The organism is Duganella sp. HH101 (assembly GCF_001758795.1).
GTDB lineage: Bacteria > Pseudomonadota > Gammaproteobacteria > Burkholderiales > Burkholderiaceae_D > Rugamonas > Rugamonas rivuli.
This window is the reverse complement of sequence record NZ_LRON01000001.1, coordinates 254,603-277,242: the sequence shown is the minus strand read 5'-3', so window position 1 is coordinate 277,242 and position 22,640 is coordinate 254,603. Positions and strand designations below refer to the sequence as shown.

20 protein-coding genes are annotated in these 22,640 nt (G+C 64.4%); 11 read left to right on the top strand and 9 right to left on the bottom strand.

All coding sequences use genetic code 11. From position 1 onward, the window contains the following. Positions 1 to 58: 58 nt before the first annotated feature. The gene (locus tag DUGA2_RS01070; RefSeq protein ID WP_070266687.1) at positions 59 to 2,239 is read left to right on the top strand and encodes a TonB-dependent siderophore receptor; all 2,181 of its coding nucleotides are present in this window, start codon (positions 59 to 61) and stop codon (positions 2,237 to 2,239) included. Positions 2,240 to 2,242: 3 nt separating this feature from the next. On the opposite strand, the gene DUGA2_RS01065 is transcribed toward DUGA2_RS01070, so the two are convergent. The 3 genes from DUGA2_RS01065 to DUGA2_RS01055 all read right to left on the bottom strand — a co-directional run bounded on the left by DUGA2_RS01065 (position 2,243) and on the right by DUGA2_RS01055 (position 5,740). Next, positions 2,243 to 3,637 carry a DUF2799 domain-containing protein gene (locus tag DUGA2_RS01065; RefSeq protein ID WP_070266686.1) on the bottom strand — a complete coding sequence of 465 codons (1,395 nt, stop codon included), beginning with the start codon at positions 3,635 to 3,637 and terminating at the stop codon, positions 2,243 to 2,245. Between the two features lie 73 nt (positions 3,638 to 3,710). Then, positions 3,711 to 5,087, bottom strand: coding sequence for a cell wall metabolism sensor histidine kinase WalK (locus tag DUGA2_RS01060; RefSeq protein WP_070266685.1), 1,377 nt, complete (start codon positions 5,085 to 5,087; stop codon positions 3,711 to 3,713). Continuing rightward, on the bottom strand, positions 5,084 to 5,740 hold the full coding sequence (locus DUGA2_RS01055) for a response regulator transcription factor (RefSeq protein ID WP_008448446.1): 657 nt from the start codon (positions 5,738 to 5,740) through the stop codon (positions 5,084 to 5,086). The genes DUGA2_RS01060 and DUGA2_RS01055 overlap by 4 nt, the downstream gene beginning before the upstream one ends. Positions 5,741 to 5,909: 169 nt before the next feature. Between DUGA2_RS01055 and DUGA2_RS01050 the strand changes: the two genes are divergently transcribed. The 5 genes from DUGA2_RS01050 (at position 5,910) to DUGA2_RS01030 (ending at position 12,675) form a co-directional block, all read left to right on the top strand. Further along, positions 5,910 to 8,654: a TonB-dependent receptor gene (locus DUGA2_RS01050; protein WP_070266684.1), complete on the top strand. Its 2,745-nt coding sequence runs from the start codon at positions 5,910 to 5,912 to the stop codon at positions 8,652 to 8,654. Then, positions 8,641 to 9,786, top strand: a complete 1,146-nt coding sequence (locus DUGA2_RS01045) for a DUF5009 domain-containing protein (protein ID WP_070266683.1) — start codon at positions 8,641 to 8,643, stop codon at positions 9,784 to 9,786. The genes DUGA2_RS01050 and DUGA2_RS01045 overlap by 14 nt, the downstream gene beginning before the upstream one ends. Before the next feature lie 11 nt (positions 9,787 to 9,797). Then, positions 9,798 to 10,859, top strand: coding sequence for an acyltransferase family protein (locus DUGA2_RS01040; RefSeq protein ID WP_070266682.1), 1,062 nt, complete (start codon positions 9,798 to 9,800; stop codon positions 10,857 to 10,859). 217 nt (positions 10,860 to 11,076) lie between these two features. Further along, a complete protein-coding gene (locus tag DUGA2_RS01035) occupies positions 11,077 to 11,796 on the top strand; it encodes a PEP-CTERM sorting domain-containing protein (RefSeq protein ID WP_070266681.1) in 720 nt (239 codons plus the stop codon). A gap of 69 nt (positions 11,797 to 11,865) precedes the next feature. Continuing rightward, complete coding sequence (locus tag DUGA2_RS01030; RefSeq protein WP_229214558.1) at positions 11,866 to 12,675, top strand: sterol desaturase family protein; 810 nt, start codon at positions 11,866 to 11,868, stop codon at positions 12,673 to 12,675. Here DUGA2_RS01030 and DUGA2_RS01025 read toward each other — a convergent pair. After that, positions 12,659 to 14,197 (bottom strand): GMC family oxidoreductase, encoded by a 1,539-nt coding sequence (locus tag DUGA2_RS01025; RefSeq protein ID WP_070266679.1) that lies wholly within the window; start codon positions 14,195 to 14,197, stop codon positions 12,659 to 12,661. The genes DUGA2_RS01030 and DUGA2_RS01025 overlap by 17 nt on opposite strands. Beyond that, positions 14,172 to 15,329 (bottom strand): NAD(P)-dependent alcohol dehydrogenase, encoded by a 1,158-nt coding sequence (locus DUGA2_RS01020; RefSeq protein WP_070266678.1) that lies wholly within the window; start codon positions 15,327 to 15,329, stop codon positions 14,172 to 14,174. Before DUGA2_RS01020 ends, DUGA2_RS01025 begins: the two co-directional genes overlap by 26 nt. Positions 15,330 to 15,474: 145 nt before the next feature. Between DUGA2_RS01020 and DUGA2_RS01015 the strand changes: the two genes are divergently transcribed. Continuing rightward, complete coding sequence (locus tag DUGA2_RS01015; RefSeq protein ID WP_070266677.1) at positions 15,475 to 15,966, top strand: hypothetical protein; 492 nt, start codon at positions 15,475 to 15,477, stop codon at positions 15,964 to 15,966. A 35-nt stretch (positions 15,967 to 16,001) separates the two neighbouring features. Here the strand turns inward: DUGA2_RS01015 and fusA are convergent, their stop codons facing one another. Continuing rightward, positions 16,002 to 18,113, bottom strand: a complete 2,112-nt coding sequence (gene fusA / locus DUGA2_RS01010; protein WP_008448431.1) for an elongation factor G — start codon at positions 18,111 to 18,113, stop codon at positions 16,002 to 16,004. A 195-nt stretch (positions 18,114 to 18,308) separates the two neighbouring features. On the opposite strand from fusA, the gene DUGA2_RS01005 reads away from it, so the two are divergent. The 4 genes from DUGA2_RS01005 to DUGA2_RS00990 all read left to right on the top strand — a co-directional run bounded on the left by DUGA2_RS01005 (position 18,309) and on the right by DUGA2_RS00990 (position 20,934). Beyond that, positions 18,309 to 19,382, top strand: a complete 1,074-nt coding sequence (locus DUGA2_RS01005) for a phospholipase A (RefSeq protein WP_070266676.1) — start codon at positions 18,309 to 18,311, stop codon at positions 19,380 to 19,382. Positions 19,383 to 19,454: 72 nt separating this feature from the next. Continuing rightward, positions 19,455 to 19,811 (top strand): helix-turn-helix transcriptional regulator, encoded by a 357-nt coding sequence (locus DUGA2_RS01000; protein ID WP_070266675.1) that lies wholly within the window; start codon positions 19,455 to 19,457, stop codon positions 19,809 to 19,811. Continuing rightward, entirely contained in the window at positions 19,798 to 20,256 is a 459-nt protein-coding gene (locus tag DUGA2_RS00995) for an SRPBCC family protein (protein ID WP_070266674.1), read from the top strand. Before DUGA2_RS01000 ends, DUGA2_RS00995 begins: the two co-directional genes overlap by 14 nt. Before the next feature lie 18 nt (positions 20,257 to 20,274). Continuing rightward, positions 20,275 to 20,934, top strand: a complete 660-nt coding sequence (locus DUGA2_RS00990; RefSeq protein ID WP_070266673.1) for a glutathione S-transferase family protein — start codon at positions 20,275 to 20,277, stop codon at positions 20,932 to 20,934. Between the two features lie 18 nt (positions 20,935 to 20,952). On the opposite strand, the gene DUGA2_RS00985 is transcribed toward DUGA2_RS00990, so the two are convergent. The 3 genes from DUGA2_RS00985 to DUGA2_RS00975 all read right to left on the bottom strand — a co-directional run bounded on the left by DUGA2_RS00985 (position 20,953) and on the right by DUGA2_RS00975 (position 22,517). Beyond that, on the bottom strand, positions 20,953 to 21,153 hold the full coding sequence (locus tag DUGA2_RS00985) for a hypothetical protein (RefSeq protein ID WP_070266672.1): 201 nt from the start codon (positions 21,151 to 21,153) through the stop codon (positions 20,953 to 20,955). 132 nt (positions 21,154 to 21,285) lie between these two features. After that, positions 21,286 to 21,534, bottom strand: a complete 249-nt coding sequence (locus DUGA2_RS00980) for a hypothetical protein (protein ID WP_008448427.1) — start codon at positions 21,532 to 21,534, stop codon at positions 21,286 to 21,288. Positions 21,535 to 21,593: 59 nt separating this feature from the next. Beyond that, positions 21,594 to 22,517, bottom strand: a complete 924-nt coding sequence (locus tag DUGA2_RS00975) for a methyltransferase domain-containing protein (protein ID WP_070266671.1) — start codon at positions 22,515 to 22,517, stop codon at positions 21,594 to 21,596. Positions 22,518 to 22,640: the final 123 nt, after the last annotated feature.

Genomic DNA, 22,640 nt, shown 5'->3' with positions numbered 1-22,640 from the left:
ATTGACGCACATGGATATAATTGAGAATCACTCTCATTTACTTAATAGAAGCGTAACCATGCAAATGCCTAACCTGCCCCTGTCGCCGTTCGCCCTAGCCGCCATGCTGATGGCCACCGCCTCCGTCCACGCGCAAACAGCGCCGGCCGCAGGCGACGCCAACATCCAGACCGTCGTCATCAGCGCCTCCGCGGATGCTTCGGCCGACGGCCTGTCCAAGGACTACGCGGGCGGCCAGATCGCACGCGGCGGCCGTCTCGGCTTGCTGGGCAACGTGGACATCATGGACACGCCATTCAACACGCTGAACTTCACGCAGGCGCTGATCCAGGACCAGCAGGCGCGCAGCGTGGCGGACGTGCTGCAAAACGATCCATCAGTGCGCGTGGCGCGCGGCTTCGGCAACTACCAAGAGCTGTATGTGATCCGCGGCTTCCCCGTCAACTCCGACGACCTGGCCTACAACGGCTTGTACGGCCTGCTGCCGCGCCAGTTCGTTGCGTCTGAACTGCTGGAACGCGTGGAAGTCTTCCGTGGCGCGAACTCCTTCCTCAACGGCGCGGCGCCGGGCGGCGGCGGCATCGGCGGCTCGATCAACCTGCTGCCTAAGCGCGCAAGCAACAACCCGTTGACGCAGCTGACGGTGGGCGTGGAATCGGGCGGACAAGGTTACTTCGCCGCCGACATCGGCCGCCGCTTCGGCCCCGGCGGCAATACCGGCATTCGCGTCAACGCCGCGCGCCGCGATGGCGACACCGGCATCGACCGCGAACACCGTGAGCTGAACGTGGCATCGGTCGGCGTCGACTTCCAGGCGCGCGATTTCCGCCTGTCCGCCGACGTCGGCTACCAGGACCACAAGCTGAAAGGCGCGCGCCCAAGCGTGACCGTCAACACCGACATCGCCCTGCCCGCCGCGCCTGACGCGGGCAGCAACTGGTCGCAGAAATGGACGCACTCCAACGAGCGCGATACCTTCGGCACCCTGCGCGGCGAAGTCGATCTGGCCAAGGGCGCGGTGGCATGGGCCGCCTTCGGCGCGCGCAGCGGCGACGAATCCAACATCCTGGCCGCACCGACGGTCAGCAAGACCGACGGCGCCGCCAGCATGTACCGCTTCGACAATGAGCGCCGCGACAGCGTGCGCACCGGCGAGATCGGCGTGCGCGCCAAGCTGCGCAACGGCAGCGTAGGCCATAGCCTGAGCGCGACCGCGTCGGCCTACTGGCAGGAGTCGCGCAACGCCTACGCGTTCAGCAGCTTCGCCGGTTTCGCCACCAATATCTACTCGCCGGTGGATGTGGCTGCGCCGGCCGCAGACTTCTACAAAGGCGGTGTGCTGGGCGATCCCAAATTGACCAGCAAGACCATCCTCTCCAGCTACGCCGTGGCGGACACGCTGTCGCTGCTGGACGATAAGCTGCTGGTGACGGTGGGCCTGCGCAACCAGACAATCAAGTCCGACAGCTACAACTACGATACCGGCGCGGGCACGGACCACTACAACGAAAGCAAAGTGACGCCGGTGGCCGGCATCGTCTACAAGGCCGCGAAGAACCTGTCGCTGTACGCGAACTATATCGAAGGCCTGCAGCAAGGCCCTACGCCATCCGGCGCGGGCGTCACCAATTTGAACGAGCTGTTCGCACCGTATGTCTCGAAGCAGAAGGAAGTCGGCGTCAAATATGACGGCGGCACGCTGGGCGCCACCGCCGCGCTGTTCAGCACCAACCAGCCTTCGGCTTATGTGGAGAACAACCGCTTCGGCGTGTACGGCGAGCAGCGCAACCAGGGCCTGGAGCTGACCGTGTACGGCGTGCCGATGCGCGGCCTGCGCCTGCTGGGCGGCCTGACGCTGCTGGACGCCACCCAGCGCGTGACCCAAGGCGGAAAAAATCAGGGCAAGGACGTGATCGGCGTTCCCGGTACCCAGCTGAACATCGGCACGGAATGGGATGTGCCGGGGGTGCATGGCCTGAACCTGAACGCCCGCGTGCTCTACACCTCGTCGCAATACGCGGACGCCGCCAACCAGCAGCAGCTGCCGGCGTGGAACCGCCTGGACCTGGGCGCCAGCTACGCCACCCGCATCGCCGACCGCAACGTGACCTTCCGCGCGCGCGTCGACAACGTCGCCGACAAAAACTACTGGGCCTCGGCCGGCGGCTATCCTAACGCCGGCTATCTGGTTCTGGGTGCGCCGCGCACGGTCGTGATGTCGGCGTCGGTGGACTTCTAAGCCTTAGTAGATCTCGCGGCGCAGGCGCTGCATTTGCTGGTCATGACGCTCCACCCAGCGGCGGGCGTCGTCCAGCTGGCGCTCAAGGCGCTGGGCATAGTCCGACAGGTCGCGGCGTTCCTGCTCGCGGCGGGCGTCCTGCTTCCTGGTGTCGTCGGTGATCACGCGGTCCTTGGCCTCCAGGTTGGAGCGGATCTCCCGCTCCAGGCGGTTCAGGCGATGATGGAGATCGCTCAGACGCCCTGAGATCTCGTTGACATCGTTGATCGCCTGTTGGCGCTTGGCCGCCGTGATCTCGTAATCCTGGCCGCTGACGTAGGCATGCTTCAGCTGGTTGCGCAGTTCAACGCGGCAGACATCGACCGCCATGCCGCTATTGGCGCGGCCGCGTTCAAACGCGTTCTCCGGCACGCAGTACTTGGCGTTCTGATCGTCCCAGGCCGCCGTGTACAGCTCACGCGTGGCGGCGATGACGAAAACGCCGTTGCGGCCCGCGTTGGCGATGCGGTCATCCAGCTGGAACGGCTTGCCGTAGCCGTCATCGGCGCCGGCCTGGCGCCAGTAGTCGGTCAGGCGCGCTTCCCAGGCCTGGCGGTACTCCGACTCGAAAATCTTCAATCCCTTGGCGCGCGCCTCCTTGCTGCGCATGGCGAAGTCCTTGCCGCTGACGGCATCCTGCGTGCCGAGGTTGCGCCAATAGTTGACGATCTCCGCGTTCCACGCGGCGCGGTAGACTTCTTCCTGCACCTGCACGCCGGCGCTGCGGGCGGCCGAGGCGCGCTGGCGGAACTCGCTGTCCGGCGTGCCGTTGCGGGCGTCGGTGTAGCCGGCGTCCTGCCAGAAGGTGCGGTTGCCGATCTGCCAGCCGTTGGTGTACGCCGCTTCATCGAACCGCAGCTGCATGCCGGCGGCGCGTGCGCGCGCGGCATCCTTTTGCGTGGCCAGCGGCTGGCCGTCGGTGCCGGCGTGCTTGCCCTGGTTTTTCCAGTACTCCGAATTGCCGATCGCCCAGCCGGCATCGTAGGCGGGACGGTTCAGCGGTGTCTTGTGTTTGCGGACCTCATCGCTGGCGGCATGCGCTTCGTATTGCGCCTGCAGTCCCTTGCCGCCGTCATTCTGGCCGAGCTGCGACCACAGATCCCAGTTCCCCTGCGCCCAGCCGGCGGTGCACTGCGCCTCGGCGCCGATGGCGGCGGGTTTCTTGTCGTCGGCGTGATCGTCGCAGAACTCCTTGCGCTCGATGTAATCGGCCGGCTCGCCGGCCACGCCGTCCTTGTGGCCGATGGCGGCCCAGTCGCCGACTTTGCAGTCGGCGATGCGCTGCATGGTGGATTGGCAGCCGGCCAGCAACAGCGGCAAGGCGAGGATCAGCGGGCGAAAGCGGGTCAGATAGTTCATGGCGGCGTATGAGAGTGCGTATCGGAGTCTAAGCGGCCAAATTATATGGCATAAATAGCAAAGAAAATATACGTCACTCCCTTACGCCGTCAAAGCTGGCCTCCACCTGCAATCCTGGACCATCGTCGCGGTTGGCCAGATGGATGCGGCCCTGGTTGCGTGCCGCCGCCCGTTCGGCGATCGCCAGCCCCAATCCGCTTCCGGCCTGGTCCTGGTCCGGCAGGCGGAAAAAGCGTTCGAACACCTTGCGCTGCATCTCCGGCGCGATGCCCGGCCCCTGGTCGGCGACCGACAGCACGATGCGGCCGTCCGCCTCGGCTATGGCAACCATCACGCGGCCGCCTTCAGGCGAATACTTGACGGCGTTGCTGACCAGGTTGTCGATCAGCGAGGCCATGCTCTCCAGATGCATGGCCAGCATGCAGCGTTCCGGCGCCTGCAGTTCGATCTCCACATGGCGGGTGGCGGCGATCTGCCCGGCCTGCGCCAGGCGGTCCGCCACCAGCTCGACCAGGTCGCGCGGCATCAGGCTGGTGTGATCGCGGTCGCCGCCGGACCGGGCCAGGGCCAGCAGCTGGTGCACGGTGTGCGTGGCGCGTTCCACCCCCGTGCGCAAGCCCTGCCCCGCGTCTTCCACCCGCTGCGCCGTGCGTGTCGTGGTCAGCGTATCGGCGTTGATCTGGATGATGAACAGCGGCGTCTTGAGTTCATGCGCCGCATCGATGAGGAATTCCTGTTCGCGTTCCAGCCGCTCGGTCAGCCTCTCCATCAGCCGGTTGACCGAGCCGACCAGCGGCGAAAGCTCCAGATATGGCGAAGGCGCCAGCGGCGACAGATCGGTGGCCGAGCGTTCCTCGATCTCGCCGACGATGGACTTCAGCGGCCGCAGCCCGACCCGGATGATGAACCAGGCCGGCAGCAGCAGGAACGGAATGCTGAACAGCAGCGGCGCAAAATAGTAGCCGATGCTGGACACCTGCAGCATCCATTCGCCGATCACCTCCGTCGCCATGCGCACGGTGACGCCGGTGGCGGCATCGGTTTCGACCGAGACCACCCAGCCATCCCTGAGCGGCTGGCCGTACGGCCCGGCGGCGGCGTCGGTCGGCGGAAGGCCCTGGTCGGCGGACGCGTACACCAGCGCACCATGCCGCCACACCTGCGTTTGCAGCGCCGGGATGTACCAGCCCAGTTCCGTGTACAGCGCATAGTGCAGCTGTTCCATCTTGTGCACCAGGGGCTTGATCTGCTCCGGCGGCCGTTCGCCGACGGTCTGCATCAGCACCATGATGCGCAAGGCGCTGGCGCGCAGTTCGCGCTGCATGTCGCGCCGCTTGCTGGTGCGGGTTTCGTAGACGTCCAGCGCCAGGTTGGCCAGCCAGATCAGCAGCATCACCGATATGAAGCCGTACAGCAGGCGCTTGAACAGCGAGCGGTTATGCCGCGTCATTTGTCGACCACATAGCCCACGCCGCGCACGGTGCGGATATAGCCTTCGCCGATTTTCTGCCGCAGGTGCGACATGTGCACGTCCAGCGCCGCGCCTTCGCTGTGCGGCAGCGCGCGCGATTCCAGCTCGCGCCGCGTCAGCACCCGGTCCGGATAGCGCATCAGCGCGTGCAGCAGCGCGAACTCGGTCTTCGACAAGACCACATTGACGCCGCTGCGCGTGAGCAGCATACGTTTATCGTCCAGCACCAGGTCCTTGACCTTCCATACCGGCTCGCCGGATTCGCTCCATCCGGTTGCCCGCCGCATCACCGCGCGCAGCCGCGCCAGCAGTTCCGTGACGACAAAGGGTTTGACCAGGTAATCGTCGGCGCCGCGATCGAGGCCGTTCAGGCGGTCCTCCAGGCTGTCGCGCGCCGTGATCACCAGGATGGGCAATGTATGGCCGCCGGCGCGCAGTTCGCGCAGCACGTCGATGCCGTTCCCGTCGGGCAGGCCCAGGTCCAGCAGCACGGCGTCGAACGGCTCGGTCTCGACCCAGTGGCGCGCGTCGCTGGCACGGCGCACCCATACCACTTCCTGTCCCGCATCCTGCAAGGCCGCTTGCAAGGCCTTGCCCAGTTCCAGGTCGTCTTCGACCAGGCATATCTTCATGTGTCGCTACCTCTTTCGTGAAGCCCGTATCTACGCATCTTCTTAGCGAACTGTCAATCGCCTGCGCGCCACAACGTTAGGGAAACCTTAAGGTTCCTTTTGGATTTCATTAAGGAAGACTGCGGACAATCTGCCCACACTAAAACAATCTTCAAACGAGGGAGACTAGATGGACAGCAAAGCAGGGATGAAAACGGCGCCTACGCCGATCGCGTCGGCAGTGGCGTTGATGCTGGCATGCGCAGCATCGGCGACGCCGGCACTGGCGCAGCAGGCGGCGGACGACAGCGGCAAGCAGCTGGAACAGGTGGTAGTCACCGGTATCCGCGCCTCCCTGCAACAGGCGCTGACCCGCAAGCGCAACAGCGATACGCTGTCCGAAGTGGTATCGGCCGAGGATATCGGCAAAATGCCGGACAAGAACGTGGCCGACGCCATCCAGCGCGTACCGGGCGTGAACATCTCCTCCTCCGCCGGCGGCGAAGGCGGCTTCGCGGAAAACGACCGCGTGAGCATCCGCGGCACCAGCTCCAGCCTGACGCAAACGCAGGTCAACGGCCACACGATCGGCACCGGCGACTGGTTCGTGCTGGACCAGGCGGGCGCGGTGGGCCGCAGCGTCAGCTACGCGCTGCTGCCGTCGGAGATCGTCAGCGCCGTCACGGTGCAGAAAAGCCAGCAGGCCGACATGGTCGAAGGCGGCGTGGCCGGCTCGGTCAATATCGAAACCCGCAAGCCGCTGGACTTCAAGAAGCAGCTGACGCTGGAAGCATCGGCGCAAGCCATCTACACCGACCTGCCGAAGAAAACCGATCCGCAACTGAACGCGCTACTGGGCTGGAAGAACGACGCCAAGACCTTCGGCGTGCTGGTGCAGCTGTTCTCGGAAAAACGCCATGAACGCCGCGACGGCCAGGAGTTCTATGGCTACACCCCCATCGCCGCCGACAGCAACGCCGCCAAGGCGCATCCCGAACTGGCGGGCATACTGGCGCCGGCCGGCATCAGCGCCTCGCTGTTCGAGCAGACACGCAAGCGCACCGGCGGCGCCTTCGACCTGCAGTTCAAGCCGAGCAAGGACCTGACCTTCGACATCAACGGTTTCAGCTCCACGCTGGACGCGGCCAACTACAACCGCAGCTTCTACAACAACATCGCCGCCAACATCAACGCCACCAATGCGGACACCGGCGCCTCGGTCGGCGTCATCCCGTCCGCCTACACCATCAAGAGCGGCACGCTGGTGGCGGCGACGATACCGGCTTCGCAATATCCGGGCGTCAGCGCCACGCAGACCTACAACTCGCAGCTGTACTCGGCCTTCGGCGACCAGATCTACCGTCCCGGCTCGACCTCCTCGTCGGCCTACATCGACCTCGATGGCAGCTACAAGGTCAATCAGGACCTGCGCGTGACCGGCTCCGTGGGCTACACGCGCGGCTCCGGCAAGACCCCGGCCGATATCGGCTACGAGGCCGGCCTGACGGGCGCCGGGTCCAGCTACACCTTGAACGGCCTGTCGCCGGCCACCATGTCCTTCCCCGGCGCGGACACGTCCAAGTTCACCAACTACGTCACCGCCTCCGCCTGGGGCTCGCACGTGATCACCAAGGACAGCGAAAAATACGCGCAGGCCGACGGCGAATTGCGGCTTGACCGCGGCGTATTCGAATCGGCCAAGTTCGGCGTGCGCTACGCCGAGCACCATCGCAGCGTCAGCCAGCCGGAGAACCGCAGCTGCAAGGCCTGCGACGGCACCACCTCGGCGCCGCTGCCCGCGTGGAGCGGCACCACCTATCCGTCCAACTTCGGCAACGGCATCAGCAACGCCGCCGACTTCCTGCGCAACGTCTGGCAGATCAGCCCTGGCAATATCGTCGCCTGGGCGGACAAGTACGACCTGGCCGGCGGCCCGACCACCCAGAACTGGGCCGGCGAGATGGATGTGAGGGAAAAGTCCAGCGCCATCTACGCCATGGTCAACCTGGCCGGCGACGGCTGGCGCGGCAATGTCGGCGTGCGCTACGTGCACACCAACCAGGCCACCATCACCAACATTCCCGGCGGCGACCATCCTATCGGCCAGGACAACATCAACGGCGTCTACACGCCGACCTTGAACAAGAGCGGCTACAACGACGTGCTGCCTAGCGCGAACTTCAAGATCGACCTGTCGCCAAACCTGGTGGGTCGCGCCGCTATCGCCAAGACCATGGCCCGTCCCGACTTCAGCGCCATGGTCGGCGCCGTGACGCTGAACGACACCAACCTGACCGGCAGCAGCGGCAACGCCAACCTGAAGCCGGTCCGTTCGACCAACTACGACGTCGCGCTGGAATGGTACTTCTCGCCCAAATCGCTGCTGTCGGCCGGCTTGTTCTACATGGACATGTCGTCCTACGTCACCTTCGGCACGGCCAACCTCACCTACTTCAACAGTTCGTTCAAGCGCTTCGACAGCTACGCGATTTCGTCGCCGACCAATAACACCGCCAAGAACAAGGGCGTGGAGCTGGCCTACCAGCAGTACCTGTTCGGCGGCGTCGGCGTGGTGGCCAACTATACCTACACCGACGGCACGGCGGGCGACGGCAAGCCGGTGGTGGGCAATTCGAAGAACACCTACAATGCCGAGACCTACTACGAGGACGACCGCCTGAGCGCGCGCCTGGCCTACACCTATCGTTCCAGCTTCTCCGGCGGCTTGTACAACAGCTTCCCGCAGGTGATGGCGGGCACCGGCAACCTGGCGGCGTCGGTCAGCTACAAGATCAACGAGAACCTGTCGATCACCTTCGATGCGCTGAACCTGAACAACGCCGTGCTGCGCTACTACGGCGAAAACAAGGACCAGCCTATCGCCTCGTATTCGAACGGCCGCCAATACTACCTGGGACTGCGTGGCAAACTCTAAACCCGCGCGGATACTGGCGATCGACGCCTTCCGCGGCATCACCATCCTGGTCATGATCTTCGTGAACACGCTGGCGGGCGTGCGCGGCATGCCCGCCTGGATGGAGCATGCCCCCGCGGACGCCGACGCCATGACCTTCCCGGACGTGGTGTTCCCGGCCTTCCTGTTCATCGTCGGCATGTCGATACCGTTCGCCATGGCGCGGCGGCAGGCGGCGGGCGACACGGCGGCGGCCCGCTGGCTGCACGTGCTGGCGCGCGCCGCCGGCCTGCTGGTGCTGGGCGTCTTCATGGTCAACGCGGAAGGCGGCTACAACGAAGCGGCGATGGGCATGTCCATCCATTTGTGGTCGCTGCTGTTCTACGGCTGCGCCATGCTGGTGTGGATGGTCTACCGGTTCAAGAGCAAGGCGCTGGCCTGGGCCTTGCGGGCGGCCGGCGTCGCCGGCCTGCTGGCCCTGGCGCTGGCGTTTCGCGGCGGCCCCGATGGCAGCCTGCGTCTGGCGCCGCAATGGTGGGGCATACTGGGACTGATAGGCTGGGCGTACCTGTACAGTGCCGTGGCATGGGAGCTGACACGCGCACGCCTGCTTCCGCTCGCCGCGCTGGTGCTGGCCTGCACAGGCCTGTACTGCGCCACCCATGGGGATTCCCCGCAGGCCGAAAACGCGGTGCACACATCGATCGCGCTATGCGGCATGCTGACGGCGCAGATCGTCTTCGGCCGCCAGCGCGGCCGGCCGTTGCGCGATGCGCTGCTGCTGGCGGCGGGATTGGCGGCGCTGGCCTTGCTACTCCAGCCCTACTTCAAGATATCGAAGATCCAGGCCACGCCCAGCTGGGCGCTGTACAGCTCCGCCATCTGCGTGCTGCTGTTTGCCGCGCTGTACTGGGTGGTGGACCTGAAGCGCCATGGCGCCTGGACCGCGCTGGTCCGCCCGGCGGCGGCCAACCCGTTGCTGGTCTACCTCATTCCCTACATCGTCTATGCGCTGATGCAGTACCTGCAACTCGCGTTCCCCGGCGTGCTGGATTCCGGCTTGCCCGGATTTTTCTGGGCCATCGCCTACGCCATGTTCGTCATGGCGCTGGCCGCTGGCCTCAACCGCTTGCACATCAAACTGCAGCTCTAAAACATACAACTATGCGCATCAATTCTATCGACGCAGTGCGCGGCCTGACGGTGGCCGCCATGCTGCTGGTGAACGACGCCGGCGACTGGTCGCACGTCTACCCCTGGCTCGAACACGCCGAGTGGCACGGCTGCACGCCGCCGGATTTCATCTTCCCCATCTTTATGCTGATCGTCGGCATATCGATCAATCTGGCGCTGAGTCCCCGCCTGGACGCCGGCGCGGCCACCGCGCCGCTGGCCCGCTCGGTGCTGCTGCGCGCCGTGCGCATCGTGTTGCTGGGTCTTGCGCTGCATGTGGTGGCGATGCTGCTGCTGAACGGGCGCGGCTTCCGCCTGTTCGGCGTGCTGCAACGGACGGGCATCTGCTTCGCGGCCGCCGGCCTGCTGGCGATCCACGTGCGCGGCGCCCGCGCGCAATGGGCCGTCTTCGCCGCCATCCTGCTGGCCCACTGGGCCTTGCTGCTCGCCGGGGGGACGCTGGAGCCGGGACTGAACCTGTCCGACCGCATCGACAGCGCGCTGCTGGGCCACCTGGCCTACCAGTACGACGCCGCCACCGGTATCGGCCACGATCCCGAGGGCATCCTGGGCACGCTGCCTTCGCTGGCCACCGTCATTCTCGGCCTGCGCGCCGGCGACTGGCTGCGCTCGGGCCAGACCCGCAAACTGGCGCTGGCCGGCGTGGCGGCGATGCTGGCAGGCGGCCTATGGTCGCTGGCGCTGCCGTTCAACAAGCAGTTGTGGACCTCGTCGTTCGTGCTGTGGACCGGCGGCTTCGGCATGCTGGCGATCGCGCTGGCGCACCAGCTGATCGACGTGCGCGACTGGCCGCCTTTGGGCCGGGCGATGGGCGTCAACGCCATCGCCGCGTATGCGGGATCATGGATCGCAACTTGCGTCATCGAAGGCAGCGGCATCATGGGGCCGCTGTACGCCCGCGTTTTCAGCCAGCCTTTGACGCCGCTTTTCGGCCCCTGGGCCGCATCGATGGCGTTCGCGCTGGCCTTCACCGCCGTGTTCTGGCTCGCTATGGCAGGCGCCGACCGGCGCGGCTGGCGGATGACGATTTGAGGGCGCCATTTACTTTCATCTTGCTATGGAAGCGCTCCCGCTTCGTAGCACAAGGTTTGAGTTAAATGCAACTTTCTTTACAAATTAAAAATATTCCTTTTTAAACTATTTTTAAGCATAATGCTTTCCGAACAAGATCATTGCTTTTTAGCCAGTGATCTTTCCTTACCGCCGGCGGCCGGGTGCCCGTCCGAATTGAGAATTCTGGAGCTACATTATGCGTATCAAATCCTTGCTGCTGGCCGTCACCGCCGCAGCCGCACTGAGCACCGGCGCGGCCAGCGCCTCCACCGAACTGATCGTCAACGGCGGCTTCGAAACCGGCGACTACGGCCAGATCAACTGGAACGGCCATCAGCTGTCCGGCTGGACCAGCAACGGCTACAACTTCCTGTTCAACGGTTCGAACGTGGACAACGGCGGCACTTCGGGCAGCTACGGCAACCTGGAACTGTGGGGCCCGAACAATGGCGCCTCGAACGGCCTGCAAGCGAGCCCGGTCGGCGGCAACTTCGTCGCAGCCGATGGCGCATTTGAAATGGCTCCGCTGCAGCAGACCGTCAACGGCCTGGTCGCCGGTCAGCAATACAACCTGACCTTCTACTGGGCCGGCGCCCAGCAGTCCGGCTTCGACGGCGCGACCACCGAACAATGGCAGGTATCGCTGGGCACTCAAACCCAGTCGACCGCCATCAAGAACAATGTCAACCACGGCTTCACCGGCTGGCAGAAAGAGACCTTCACCTTCACCGCGTCCGGCGCCAGCGAAGTGCTGAGCTTCCTGGCCGTGGGCACGCCTGCCGGCGTTCCACCGTTCTCGCTGCTCGATGGCGTGTCGATGGTCGCCGTGCCGGAACCGCAAACCTGGGGCATGCTGGGTCTGGGCCTGGGCCTGGTCGGCTTCGCCGCCCGCCGCCGCAAGGCCAAGGCTGCCTAATCCGCAGCCGCTGTTCATCGATGCCGGACCTTCGCGTCCGGCATTTTTATTTCCGCTATGATGCACGCCATGACACCGATAAACGACCTACTCGCCTACCTGCCCACCTTCGCCGTCAACGTGGCCCGGCTGTGCGTATGGCTGGTGTTGCTGTCGCTGGTGTTTGTGCCGCTGGAGCGCTGGCTGGCCGTGCGCAAGGCGCACCTGCCGCGCCGCGCGCTGGCCGCCAATCTCGGCCTGTATTTTCTGAACAGCCTGCTGCCTGCCGCCGTCGTCGGCATGCTGATGGCGGTGGTGGCCGCCGCCGCGCAGGCGGCGCTGCCGGCCGCACTGCCCGCCGCTGTGGGCGCGCTGCCGCTGGCGGTCAAGCTGCCGCTGTCGCTGCTGATCGCAGAGATCGGCTTCTATTGGGGCCACCGGCTGAGCCACCGCTGGCCGTGGCTGTGGCACTTCCATTCGGTACACCACAAGCCCGAGCATCTGTACTTCCTGATCAATACGCATGCGCATCCGGTCGACATGGTCGTCACCCGGCTGTTCGGCATGACGCCGCTGTACATCCTGGGCCTGGCCGGCGCCAGCGCGGGCGGCAGCGCCACGCCGGCGCTGGTGATCGTCATCGGCACGATCTGGGGCTTCTTCATCCATTCGAATCTGCGCGTGCGCCTGGGGCCGCTCGAATCGCTGATCGCCACGCCGGCCTTCCACCACTGGCACCACACCAGCGTCGCGCCGCTGGACCGCAACTTCGCTTCGACGCTGCCCTTCCTGGATAGGCTGTTCGGCACCTGGCATCTGCCGGACAGCTGGCCGGCGGCGTACGGGCTCGCCGAACCCGCCGCCAGCGCGCCGCCGCAGCCTGCTACCACGACGCCTTGATGGTGTCGGCCAGCTTCTCGGCCATCATGATGACGGTCGGGTTCAGGTTGATCAGCGGGATCTCCGGGAAGATCGACGCATCGATCACCCGCAAACCCTGCACGCCGTAGACGCGGCCCTGTTCGTCCACCACCGCGGCCGGGTCGTCCGGCAAGCCCATCGGCGCGGTCGCGCAAGGATGCTGCAGCGTACCCACGCCTTGCGCCAGCGCCTTCCGTATTTCGGCATCGCTGTCGCCGACGGCGGGACCAGGATACATTTCCTCGACGATCATGCTCTTCAACGGCTCCGTCGCGGCCAGCTTGCGGGCCAGGCGGAAGCACTCCACCATGCGCGCCATGTCGTCCTCGCTGGTCAGGTGGTTCAGTTCGATCAGCGGCGCGGCCTGCGGATCGCGGCTCTGCAGGCGAAGGCGTCCCTCGGAGGTACAGTGCATCAGCTCCAGGCCGAGCGAGAACGCCACGCCCGTCGGGCTGCTGGCCGGGTCGAGCAGGTGCGATGGCGAGATGCCGATATCGAGTTCACGCTTCGATCCCGCCCGCGACGAGTTGGTCCACAGCTGGGCGCCGACCACCGGGTGCTCCTGGCCTTTCAGCGCTGCCTGCCCGCTGAAGTTCATCCAGTAGAACGCGTGGTCCAGCAGGCGCACGCCGACCGGCGCGTCCTTGACCACCGGAATATCCAGCGCCTCCAGATCGGCTTTCGGCCCGATGCCCGAGCGCAGCAGGATTGCCGCCGAGCCGTACGACCCCGCGCTGAGGATGGCTTCCCTGCCCCGCACCACGCGGCCGTCGGCCAGCAGCACCGATTGCACCTTGCCGTCCTCGATCGCCAACCGGTCGATCAGGCTGCGGTCCAGGATGGTGAGGTTGCTACGGGCCCGCACGGCGCGGTTCAAATAAACCATACCGGTGTTGACGCGCACCCCGTTGACGATGTTCATCGGATTGGGACCGGCGCCGTTGTTGGCCTCCGGGTTGTTGAAGTCGTCGACGCGATCCACGCCCAGCGCCCAGCACGCCTCCACCATCGCCCGCTGCACCGGCGTGATGTAGTCCATGCTCATCTGGTGGATGGGCAGCGGGCCGCTACGGCCATGCCAGCGTTCGTCGCCGTGCGGCGCGCTTTCCATTTTTTTGTAGTACGGCAGCACTTCTTCAAAGCTCCACCCTTTCAAGCCCTTGGCGGCATAGCGGGCGAAGTCGAACGGCAAGGCCCGGCACGCCACCGCGCCATTGATGGCGGAGCTGCCGCCGAGCACCTTGCCGCGCGGCGCATACACAGGCTGGGCCTGCTCCACCGCTTGCGCGTGGTAGCCCCATTCATAGCGCGGGTCGCCCTTGGCGGCGATGATGTTGCTGCTGTAGATCTCTTCGGGATAGGCGTCCGGATCGAAGGCGCGGCCGGCCTCGACCAGCAGAACCTGATGCCGTCCGTCTTCGGACAAACGGTTGGCCAGCACGGCGCCGGCCGAGCCGCCGCCGAGGATGACGAAATCAAAAACTTTGCTGAGTACGGTCATGGTAGTCCTGGGTTGTTGAAGCGTCCGGATGCGGCATGACGACGATGGCTTTCACCACGGCGCCGGAGATGCCATCCTCGATAGCCTGGTTGATGTCGGCCAGCGGATACAGGCGGGAGATTTTCTCCAGCGGCAGCTGGCCTTGCCGATAGAACTCGACCAGGCGCGGAATGAACTGCGACGGCAGGCAATCGCCCATCACGCTGCCCCGCACGGTGCGGCCGCGCAGCAGTTGCCAGGCGTCGAACTCCACCACGCTGCCTTGCGGCAGCACGCCGGTGATCACGCAGGTGCCGCGTTCGCGTATCGCCGTCAACGCGGCGCCGATCACGCTTTTCACGCCGCTCGATTCGAAGGCGTTGTGCGCGCCCAGGCCGTCCGTCAAGGCGCGGACCTGTGCGGCAACGTCGGCATCGGCGGTGGCCAGGATGGTGTCGGTGGCGCCCAGTTCGCGCGCCAGCGCCAGCCGCTCCGGCTTGTTGTCGACCACGATGCGGCGGCTGCAAGCGACGATCTTGCTGGCCATCAGCGCGCTCAAGCCCACCGTACCGGCGCCGAAGATGACGATGCTGGTGCCGGCCTCCGGCTTCAGCGTGTTGATGACGCCGCCCGCGCCGGTCATCACGCCGCAGGCGAGCGGCCCCAGCCAGCGAAGGTCCACGTCATCCGCCACCTTGACCAGCGAACTCTGGTGCGCCACCGTGAAGCTGGCGTGCGACGATTGCGAGAAGAAATGGCTGTGCACGCGCTCGCCGTGCTCGTGCATGCAGACCGAGCCGTCCGGGCGCGAGCCCATGAAGTTCAGCGGCACGTGCTGCACGCAGTAGGCCGGCATGCCGACCTGGCAGGACGGGCACACGCCGCACGAGCCCATCGACATGACCACGTGGTCGCCGGGCGCGAACTGGCGCACCAGCCGGCCCACGCGCACGACCACGCCGCTGCCCTCATGGCCGAGCACGACCGGCGTGGGCGTAGGCAGATAGCCGTCGCGCACATCGATATCGGTGCGGCAGATGCCGCTGGCGACAACGCGGACCAGCACCTCGTCATCGCGCGGCTCGTCCAGCTCCAGCTCCGTGACGGCCAGCGCCTGTCTGGCGCCGCGCGCCAGTGCTGCGGTAATTTTCATGTTAGTCCCCCGAAAAGAACGGCAGTCTACGATCCGGCAAGGCGGACAACTAGACCATGAAAACGGGCAGCACCTTCCCATCCCGCGAACCAGCGCCAACCTTCGCTATAATCCATCGTCCCCAACATGACGAAGAAAGCTTCGGATGATCAAAAGTTTGCGTATAGCCGGCGCCCTGCTGCTGGCCGGCCTGTCGGCTGGAGCGATGGCCGACACCTTCGAGACCATCGAATCGGCGCCGCTGAAGGAAGTGTGGCTGAACGGCGGCTTCTACTCCTACCACTTCCAGCGCGACAAGGGCCTGAACGACAGCAACCCCGGCCTGGGCGGCGAGTACCGTTTCTCGACGGTGGCGTCGGCCACGGCGGGCCGCTTCTACAACAGCGACCGGGCTTATTCGAACTACGTGGGCGTGTACTACCAGCCGTGGAAAGTCGGGCCGGTGCGGTTGGGCGCGGTGGCGGGCGGCTTCAGCGGCTACCCCAGGATGCGCGAGGGCGGATGGTTTCTGGCGGCCATCCCGACCGCCAGCTTCGAATACAAGAGCGTAGGCGTCAATGTCGCCATAGTGCCGACCTATAAGGACCGGCTCTATGGCGCCATTTCCGTCCAGCTCAAGCTGAAGGTCTTCGAATAAATCCGGGGTCAGGTCTGACCTGACCCCGGTGTGGTTTAGTGGCGCGCCTTCGACGAGACGGCGATCTGGTCGAGGATGTGCTTCGGCACGGCGGCGTAGTGCTTGAACTCCATCGTGTACGTCGCCCGGCCCTGCGTCAGCGAACGTAGCGTGGTGGAGTAGCCGAACATCTCGGCCAGCGGCACCAGCGCGCGGATGATCTTGCCTCCGCCGCCAGGGATTTCGTCCATGCCCTGCACCATGCCGCGCCGCGCCGTCAGGTCGCCCATGGCGTTGCCCATGAACTCTTCCGGCGTTTCCACTTCCACCTGCATCATCGGTTCCAGCAGCACGGGGTCGGCGCGCTTCATGCCGTCCTTGAAGGCCATCGAACCGGCCATGCGGAAGGCGTTCTCGTTCGAGTCGACATCGTGGTACGAGCCGAAGGTCAGCGTCACCTTGACGTCGACCACCGGATAGCCGGCCAGCACGCCGCTGCGCAAGGTTTCCTGCACGCCCTTGTCGACCGCAGGAATGAACTCGCGCGGCACCACGCCGCCCTTGATGGCGTCGACGAACTCATAGCCCTTGCCCGCCTCCAGCGGTTCCAGCGTCAGCACCACGTGGCCGTACTGGCCGCGTCCGCCGGACTGCTTGACGAACTTGCCTTCGACATCGCTGGCCGTGCGCTGGATGGTCTCGCGATAGGCCACCTGCGGCTTGCCCACCGTCGCTTCGACGCTGAACTCGCGGCGCATGCGGTCCACCAGGATCTCCAGGTGCAGCTCGCCCATGCCGGACATGATGGTCTGGCCCGATTCCTCGTCCGTATGCACGCGGAACGACGGATCCTCCTGCGCCAGCCGGTTCAGGGCGATGCCCATCTTTTCCTGGTCGGCCTTGGTCTTCGGTTCGACCGCCTGCGAGATCACCGGTTCCGGGAAGATCATCTTTTCCAGCACGATCACGTGATCCGGCGAACTCAAGGTATCGCCGGTGGTCACGCCCTTCAGGCCGACCGCCGCCGCGATGTCGCCGGCGTAGACTTCCTTGATCTCCTTGCGCTCGTTGGCGTGCATCTGCAGGATGCGGCCCAGGCGCTCCTTCTGGCTCTTGGTCGGGTTGTAGACCGTGTCGCCGGAATTGACCACGCCGGAATACACGCGGAAGAAGGTCAGCTGGCCGACGAACGGATCGGTCATGATCTTGAACGCCAGCGCCGAGAACGGATCGCTGTCGGTCGGATGGCGTTCGATCGGATTGTCATCCTCGTCGTGGCCGGCGATAGCAGGCACATCCACCGGCGACGGCAGATACTCGACCACCGCGTCCAGCATCGCTTGCACGCCGCGGTTCTTGAAGGCGCTGCCCGCCAGCATAGGCACGATCTCGTTGCGGATGGTGCGCAGGCGCAGTCCGGCCTTGATCTCTTCCTCGCTCAGCACGCCGCCGTCCAGGTATTTCTCCAGCAGCTCGGGCGTGCCTTCAGCGGCGGCCTCGACCATCTTGTCGTGCCACTCCTGCGCCAGCGCCTTCAGGTTCTCCGGGATGTCCTCGTAGGTGAACTTGACGCCCAGGCTCTCGTCGTCCCAGTTAATCGCGCGCATCTTGACCAGGTCCACCACGCCGTGGAAGTTGTCCTCGGCGCCCAGCGGAATCTGGATCGGAATGGCGACGCCCTTCAGCCGCGTGGCGATCTGCTCGCGCACGCGGAAGAAGTCCGCGCCGACGCGGTCCATCTTGTTGATGAAGGCGATGCGCGGCACGGCGTACTTGTTCGCCTGCCGCCACACGGTTTCCGACTGCGGCTGCACGCCGCCGACCGCGTCGTACACCATGACGGCGCCGTCGAGCACGCGCATCGAGCGCTCGACTTCGATGGTGAAGTCGACGTGGCCCGGCGTGTCGATGATGTTGATGCGGTGCTCGGCGAAGTTGCCCGCCATGCCTTTCCAGAAGGCGGTGGTGGCGGCGGAGGTGATGGTGATCCCGCGTTCCTGCTCCTGCTCCATCCAGTCCATCGTCGCGGCGCCATTGTGCACCTCGCCGATTTTGTGGTTGACGCCGGTATAAAACAGGATGCGTTCCGTGGTCGTGGTCTTGCCAGCGTCGATGTGGGCGCTGATGCCAATGTTGCGGTAACGCTCGATGGGTGTCTTGCGGGTCATCATTCTCTCCTTGTTGCAGTTGTCATGCAGGAAGTCGTAGATATGGCGCATGCGATGTAATTCAAGCCCAGCAGTGCGACATGACTGACGGCAATTACTGTAGTCTATGGAATATTTTATAAGTTTACCTGAAAGTACCACATGACCGTGCCTATCAAAACCGTACTTCTTCTCTCCTTAGGCGTAGCGCCGACCATGGCATTGGCCCAAGCCGCTTCCGACCTGGAGCTGCGCATCGAGCGCTGCTCCGTGCTGGGCGACGCCAGCGCCCGCCTGGCATGCTACGACAGCCTGTCCAAAGCCGGCCCCGCGATTCAGGCCGCCGCCGGCGCCGCGGTCGGCGTGCCGGACGCCGCCAAGAACAGCAAGCTGGCGGTCGCCCTGGCGCTGCCGTCCAGCACCCAGCCCGCCGAGCCGCCCGCGCCGCCGGTGTTGCCGCCCACGGTCGCCGCACTGACGACGATACCGCCGGAAGACACCGTCTCGCGCATGGTGCAATGGTGGGAGCTGGACCGCTCGGCCAAGCGCGGCGTGTTCAACGTCCGCCCGCACCGCGACACCTATCTGCTGCTGGCCAATTACAGCACCAGCTCCAATAATGCACCTTTTGAAGACTTCACGCCTGCCGGCGTCGAGGCGAAACACGTCGAACTGACCTATCAACTCAGCTTCAAGATGAAATTGATCGAGCAAGCCTTCAAGACGCCGGTCGACCTGTGGTTCGGCTACACCCAGAACAGCTTCTGGCAAGCCTACAACCGCGCCGCCTCCAGCCCCTTCCGCGAGACCAACTACCAGCCCGAGCTGATGCTGACCACGCCGCTGAACATCGACCTGGGCAGCGCGCTCGACGTGCGCTACCTGACGCTCGGCATGGTGCACCAGTCTAACGGCCAGACCTCGACGCTGTCGCGCAGCTGGAACCGGGTGTATGCGGAGGTGGGCGCGGAGCACGGCAAGTTCGCCGCGCAGTTCCGCCTGTGGAAGCGGCTGGACAACGCCCGCTCGGACAACGACAACATCGACATCACCGACTACCTGGGCCATGGCGACCTCAACCTCAGCTACCGCAACAACGGCCACGAATTCTCGCTGATGGCGCGACGCAATTTCTCCACGCGCCACGGCGCGCTGCAGGCTGGCTGGGCCTTCCCGGTGCTGGCCAATCTGAAAGGCTATGTGCAAGCCTTCAGCGGCTACGGCCAAAGCCTGATCGACTACAACTACTCGCAGAAATCGCTGGGCGCCGGCTTCCTGGTCGACTTCTAAACCCCTTCCAAACCAGTCGCACCGTTCCCGTCAGCTGTTGACAGGAACGGTTTTTCAGTTTAATTTAACCTTATGGTTAAATACGAAACTCAGCTGGATGCGATTTTCACGGCGCTGGCCCACCCTGTCCGCCGGGCGATGCTGGCGCGCCTGGGCATAGGCGATGCCACGGTGGGCGAACTTGCCCAACCGTTCGACATGTCCATGCCGGCCGTCACCAAGCACCTGAAAGTGCTGGAAAGGGCCAAGCTGATCAGCCGTGGAAAGAACGCCCAGTGGCGGCCCTGCCGTCTGGAAAAAGCGCCTTTTGAAACGGCATCGGGCTGGATTGACGAGCAGCGCAGCATCTGGGAGTCCCGTCTGGACCGCCTTGAAGACTACCTGCATACCCTGGAAAACAAGAAAGGACCACGCAATGACCACGAGTGAAAAAGAACGCGAATTAGTGCTGCAGCGAGAATTGCCTTTTGCCCGCGAGCTGATCTGGGAAGCCATGACCCTGCCCGAGCACGTGAACCGCTGGTGGGGCCCGGACGGTTTCAGCAACGAAAAAGTGAGCATGGATTTCCGGGTCGGTGGCGAGTGGACCTTTGACATGGTTGGGCCGGATGGCACCCGCTATCCCAATCACTCGATATTCAAGGAAATCACGCCGCCATCCCGGCTGGTGTACGACCATGGCGACGGCGAGCGGATCTGGTTCGAAGCCAGCATCACGCTGCAGGAAACCGCCGGCGGCACCCTGCTCACGATGCGCCAGCTCTATCCCAACAAGGAGTCGCGCGACGAGGTGGTCGAGAAGTACGGCGCCATCGAAGGGGGCAAGCAACACCTGGCGAAACTCGAAGCCTACCTCAAACAGAACCTGGCCTGAGCTACCGGAGACGCCAACATGCCGCTCGCACTTTACGGACATCCATTTTCGTCATACACACAGAAAGTGCTGATCGCGCTTTACGAAAATGACCTGCCATTCGAATTTCGCAGCCTGGGCCCGGACACGCCGCAGCATGCGGCCGAGTGGCAACGGCGCTGGCCGTTACGCAAGTTCCCGCTGCTGGTGGACGACGATCGCAACGTCGTCGAAACCAGCATCATCATCGAGCACCTGCAGCTGCAGCATCCGGGACCGGTGCGCCTGATCCCCACGGACGCCGCGGCCGCGCTGGAAACGCGTTTTCTCGACCGCTTTTTCGATCTGCATGTGATGAGCCCCGTGCAGCATGCCGTGGGCGAGGCACTGACTGGCATTGCGGAGAAAAAGGAGGAAGGGCTCGCCTACGCGGCGAGCAAGCTGGAAGCCGCGTATGCGTGGCTTGAAGAATATCTTGTCGACAGGACTTGGGCCACAGGCCAGGATTTCTCCATGGCCGACTGTGCCGCTGCGCCGGCGCTGTTTTACGCCGACTGGGTATTTCCGATTGCCGAGCGCTTCCCGGTGCTGCGCGCCTACCGTGCGCGCTTGCTGGCGCGCCCGTCGTTCGCCCGCGCGGTGGACGAGGCGCGCTACTTCCGGCCCTACTTCCCGCTCGGTGCGCCGGACCGCGACTGACACCGCAGTCCGCGCGTGTCAGCGGCCTGGCGAGCCGCCCAGGATGCGCGCCGGCAGCATGACTATGGCGCGCAGCACTTCGAACAAACCCTCAACGCCGATGCCGATCAGGCGGAACGGCAGCGTGATCAGCCAGAACACCGGATAGAGCACCAGCGCCAGCAAAGCCAGCGGCCAGCAAAGGAACAGCAAAACCAGCCACAGCATAAATCCGAACATGAGATGCTCCCGATGCAGTTAATGCGTTGTCAATGCTGTCACTTTAGTGCGGCTGGTCTCCGGCGGCAATTCTCATGCGACCAACTGCAGAAACACTGCGGTCAATCGCGTGAAATGGCGGATGAATGGGAATTACTGGCCGACGCAGATGATCTTGGTGACGTACTCGTGGGCGTTCGGTTTCTTCTTGGCTGCCCATTCGATGGCCTGGTTGGCCTGCTCGATGGTCAATATCGAGGCCTTTTCCTTCGATTTAATGAAGGAAACGCCTTCGAACACGCCTTCCTTGCTGCGCATGACTTTGGCGAAGACGGGTGGTTTCTGGTCGCCGTCGGCGATCTTGTTCTGCTGGATGAGGTAGCGTTGGTCGTTCTGTTCCATATATTTCTTTCTGCAAAAGACGAAATATACGCTTCAGAACGACCTGCGGGAAGGGCTTTTTAAGCGTAGGCCGGCACGTAGCTGGCCGGTTGCAGCGCGGCTTCGTAGAGGATTTCGGCGCGCAGCGAGGCTTGCAGCGACGGAATCGAGCCGCCGGCGCGGTACTGGAAGCTCACTTGCAGCACATCGCCCTCGCGCGCCTTGACCGGCGTGGCCAGCGGCAGCGTCATGTAGTGGTTGAGCCAGTCGATGGTGGTCGAGCGCTCGGCGACCACGGCCAGGATGTTCTTTGTGACGAAGCGCATGGCGTTGATCTCGCCGTTGCGCTCGACCACGAACTTGCCCTGCCACGAATAGGTCAGCTCGTTCGGCTGGTTGAAGTCGATGATGCTGTAGACCGCAGGCTGGGACATTTCCACGGTGCCCGGGTAGATCACGGTGGTTTCCTGGAACTGCACGATGGGCGCGTAGAAGCCTTCGAAATCGTATTCCTGCTGCAGCGGCTGCACCGCCATGATCACGGCCTCCGGCAGGAACACCGGCAGCGGGCCGCCGAAACGCTCGGTATAGCGGCGCTTGAACGATTCGATCACCTCCACCTGCTTCTCGCGCAGCATGCCGACGTGGATCATCTCACAGATGACGACATCGACCGGCTCCGGCGGCAGGTATTCGAAGGCGTCGGCATGGACGACTTCGACCTTTTCGCCGTTGGGATTCAGCGCCAGCATCTTGCGCGCTTCCTTGACCATGTCGGGATTGAACTCGACGCAATACACCTTGGACGCCTTGGCCGCCGCGAACCACGACAGCACGCCGGTTCCGCCACCCAACTCCAGCACCTTGGCGCCGGGCTTGACCGCGTAGTCGATGGCCGACTTGAAGCCGTGCATGCGGTTTTGATCCATCAGCATGTTGTGATGGTAGTGGACTGGAATGAATTGCCCCAGATAGCAGCTTTCAATCTCGCGTTCGTTCAGCATGGGTATCCTTGGTTAATGAGCATTGTGTCTGGAAGCAATGCACTGGAACCATTATCGCCAACAAGCACCGGCCCCGAAGCGGCGAACTGCGATCAAAAGACCTGTCAATTCCGATCTTGCATA

Bases quoted from the DNA above. Each gene is read 5' to 3' on its own strand.
- DUGA2_RS01070 (WP_070266687.1), top strand. From the start codon at position 59: ATGCAAATGCCTAACCTGCCCCTGTCGCCGTTCGCCCTAGCCGCCATG.
- DUGA2_RS01065 (WP_070266686.1), bottom strand. From the start codon at position 3,637: ATGAACTATCTGACCCGCTTTCGCCCGCTGATCCTCGCCTTGCCGCTG.
- DUGA2_RS01060 (WP_070266685.1), bottom strand. From the start codon at position 5,087: ATGACGCGGCATAACCGCTCGCTGTTCAAGCGCCTGCTGTACGGCTTC.
- DUGA2_RS01055 (WP_008448446.1), bottom strand. From the start codon at position 5,740: ATGAAGATATGCCTGGTCGAAGACGACCTGGAACTGGGCAAGGCCTTG.
- DUGA2_RS01050 (WP_070266684.1), top strand. From the start codon at position 5,910: ATGGACAGCAAAGCAGGGATGAAAACGGCGCCTACGCCGATCGCGTCG.
- DUGA2_RS01040 (WP_070266682.1), top strand. From the start codon at position 9,798: ATGCGCATCAATTCTATCGACGCAGTGCGCGGCCTGACGGTGGCCGCC.
- DUGA2_RS01035 (WP_070266681.1), top strand. From the start codon at position 11,077: ATGCGTATCAAATCCTTGCTGCTGGCCGTCACCGCCGCAGCCGCACTG.
- DUGA2_RS01030 (WP_229214558.1), top strand. From the start codon at position 11,866: ATGACACCGATAAACGACCTACTCGCCTACCTGCCCACCTTCGCCGTC.
- DUGA2_RS01025 (WP_070266679.1), bottom strand. From the start codon at position 14,197: ATGACCGTACTCAGCAAAGTTTTTGATTTCGTCATCCTCGGCGGCGGC.
- DUGA2_RS01020 (WP_070266678.1), bottom strand. From the start codon at position 15,329: ATGAAAATTACCGCAGCACTGGCGCGCGGCGCCAGACAGGCGCTGGCC.
- DUGA2_RS01015 (WP_070266677.1), top strand. From the start codon at position 15,475: ATGATCAAAAGTTTGCGTATAGCCGGCGCCCTGCTGCTGGCCGGCCTG.
- fusA (WP_008448431.1), bottom strand. From the start codon at position 18,113: ATGACCCGCAAGACACCCATCGAGCGTTACCGCAACATTGGCATCAGC.
- DUGA2_RS01005 (WP_070266676.1), top strand. From the start codon at position 18,309: ATGGCATTGGCCCAAGCCGCTTCCGACCTGGAGCTGCGCATCGAGCGC.
- DUGA2_RS01000 (WP_070266675.1), top strand. From the start codon at position 19,455: ATGGTTAAATACGAAACTCAGCTGGATGCGATTTTCACGGCGCTGGCC.
- DUGA2_RS00995 (WP_070266674.1), top strand. From the start codon at position 19,798: ATGACCACGAGTGAAAAAGAACGCGAATTAGTGCTGCAGCGAGAATTG.
- DUGA2_RS00990 (WP_070266673.1), top strand. From the start codon at position 20,275: ATGCCGCTCGCACTTTACGGACATCCATTTTCGTCATACACACAGAAA.
- DUGA2_RS00985 (WP_070266672.1), bottom strand. From the start codon at position 21,153: ATGTTCGGATTTATGCTGTGGCTGGTTTTGCTGTTCCTTTGCTGGCCG.
- DUGA2_RS00980 (WP_008448427.1), bottom strand. From the start codon at position 21,534: ATGGAACAGAACGACCAACGCTACCTCATCCAGCAGAACAAGATCGCC.
- DUGA2_RS00975 (WP_070266671.1), bottom strand. From the start codon at position 22,517: ATGCTGAACGAACGCGAGATTGAAAGCTGCTATCTGGGGCAATTCATT.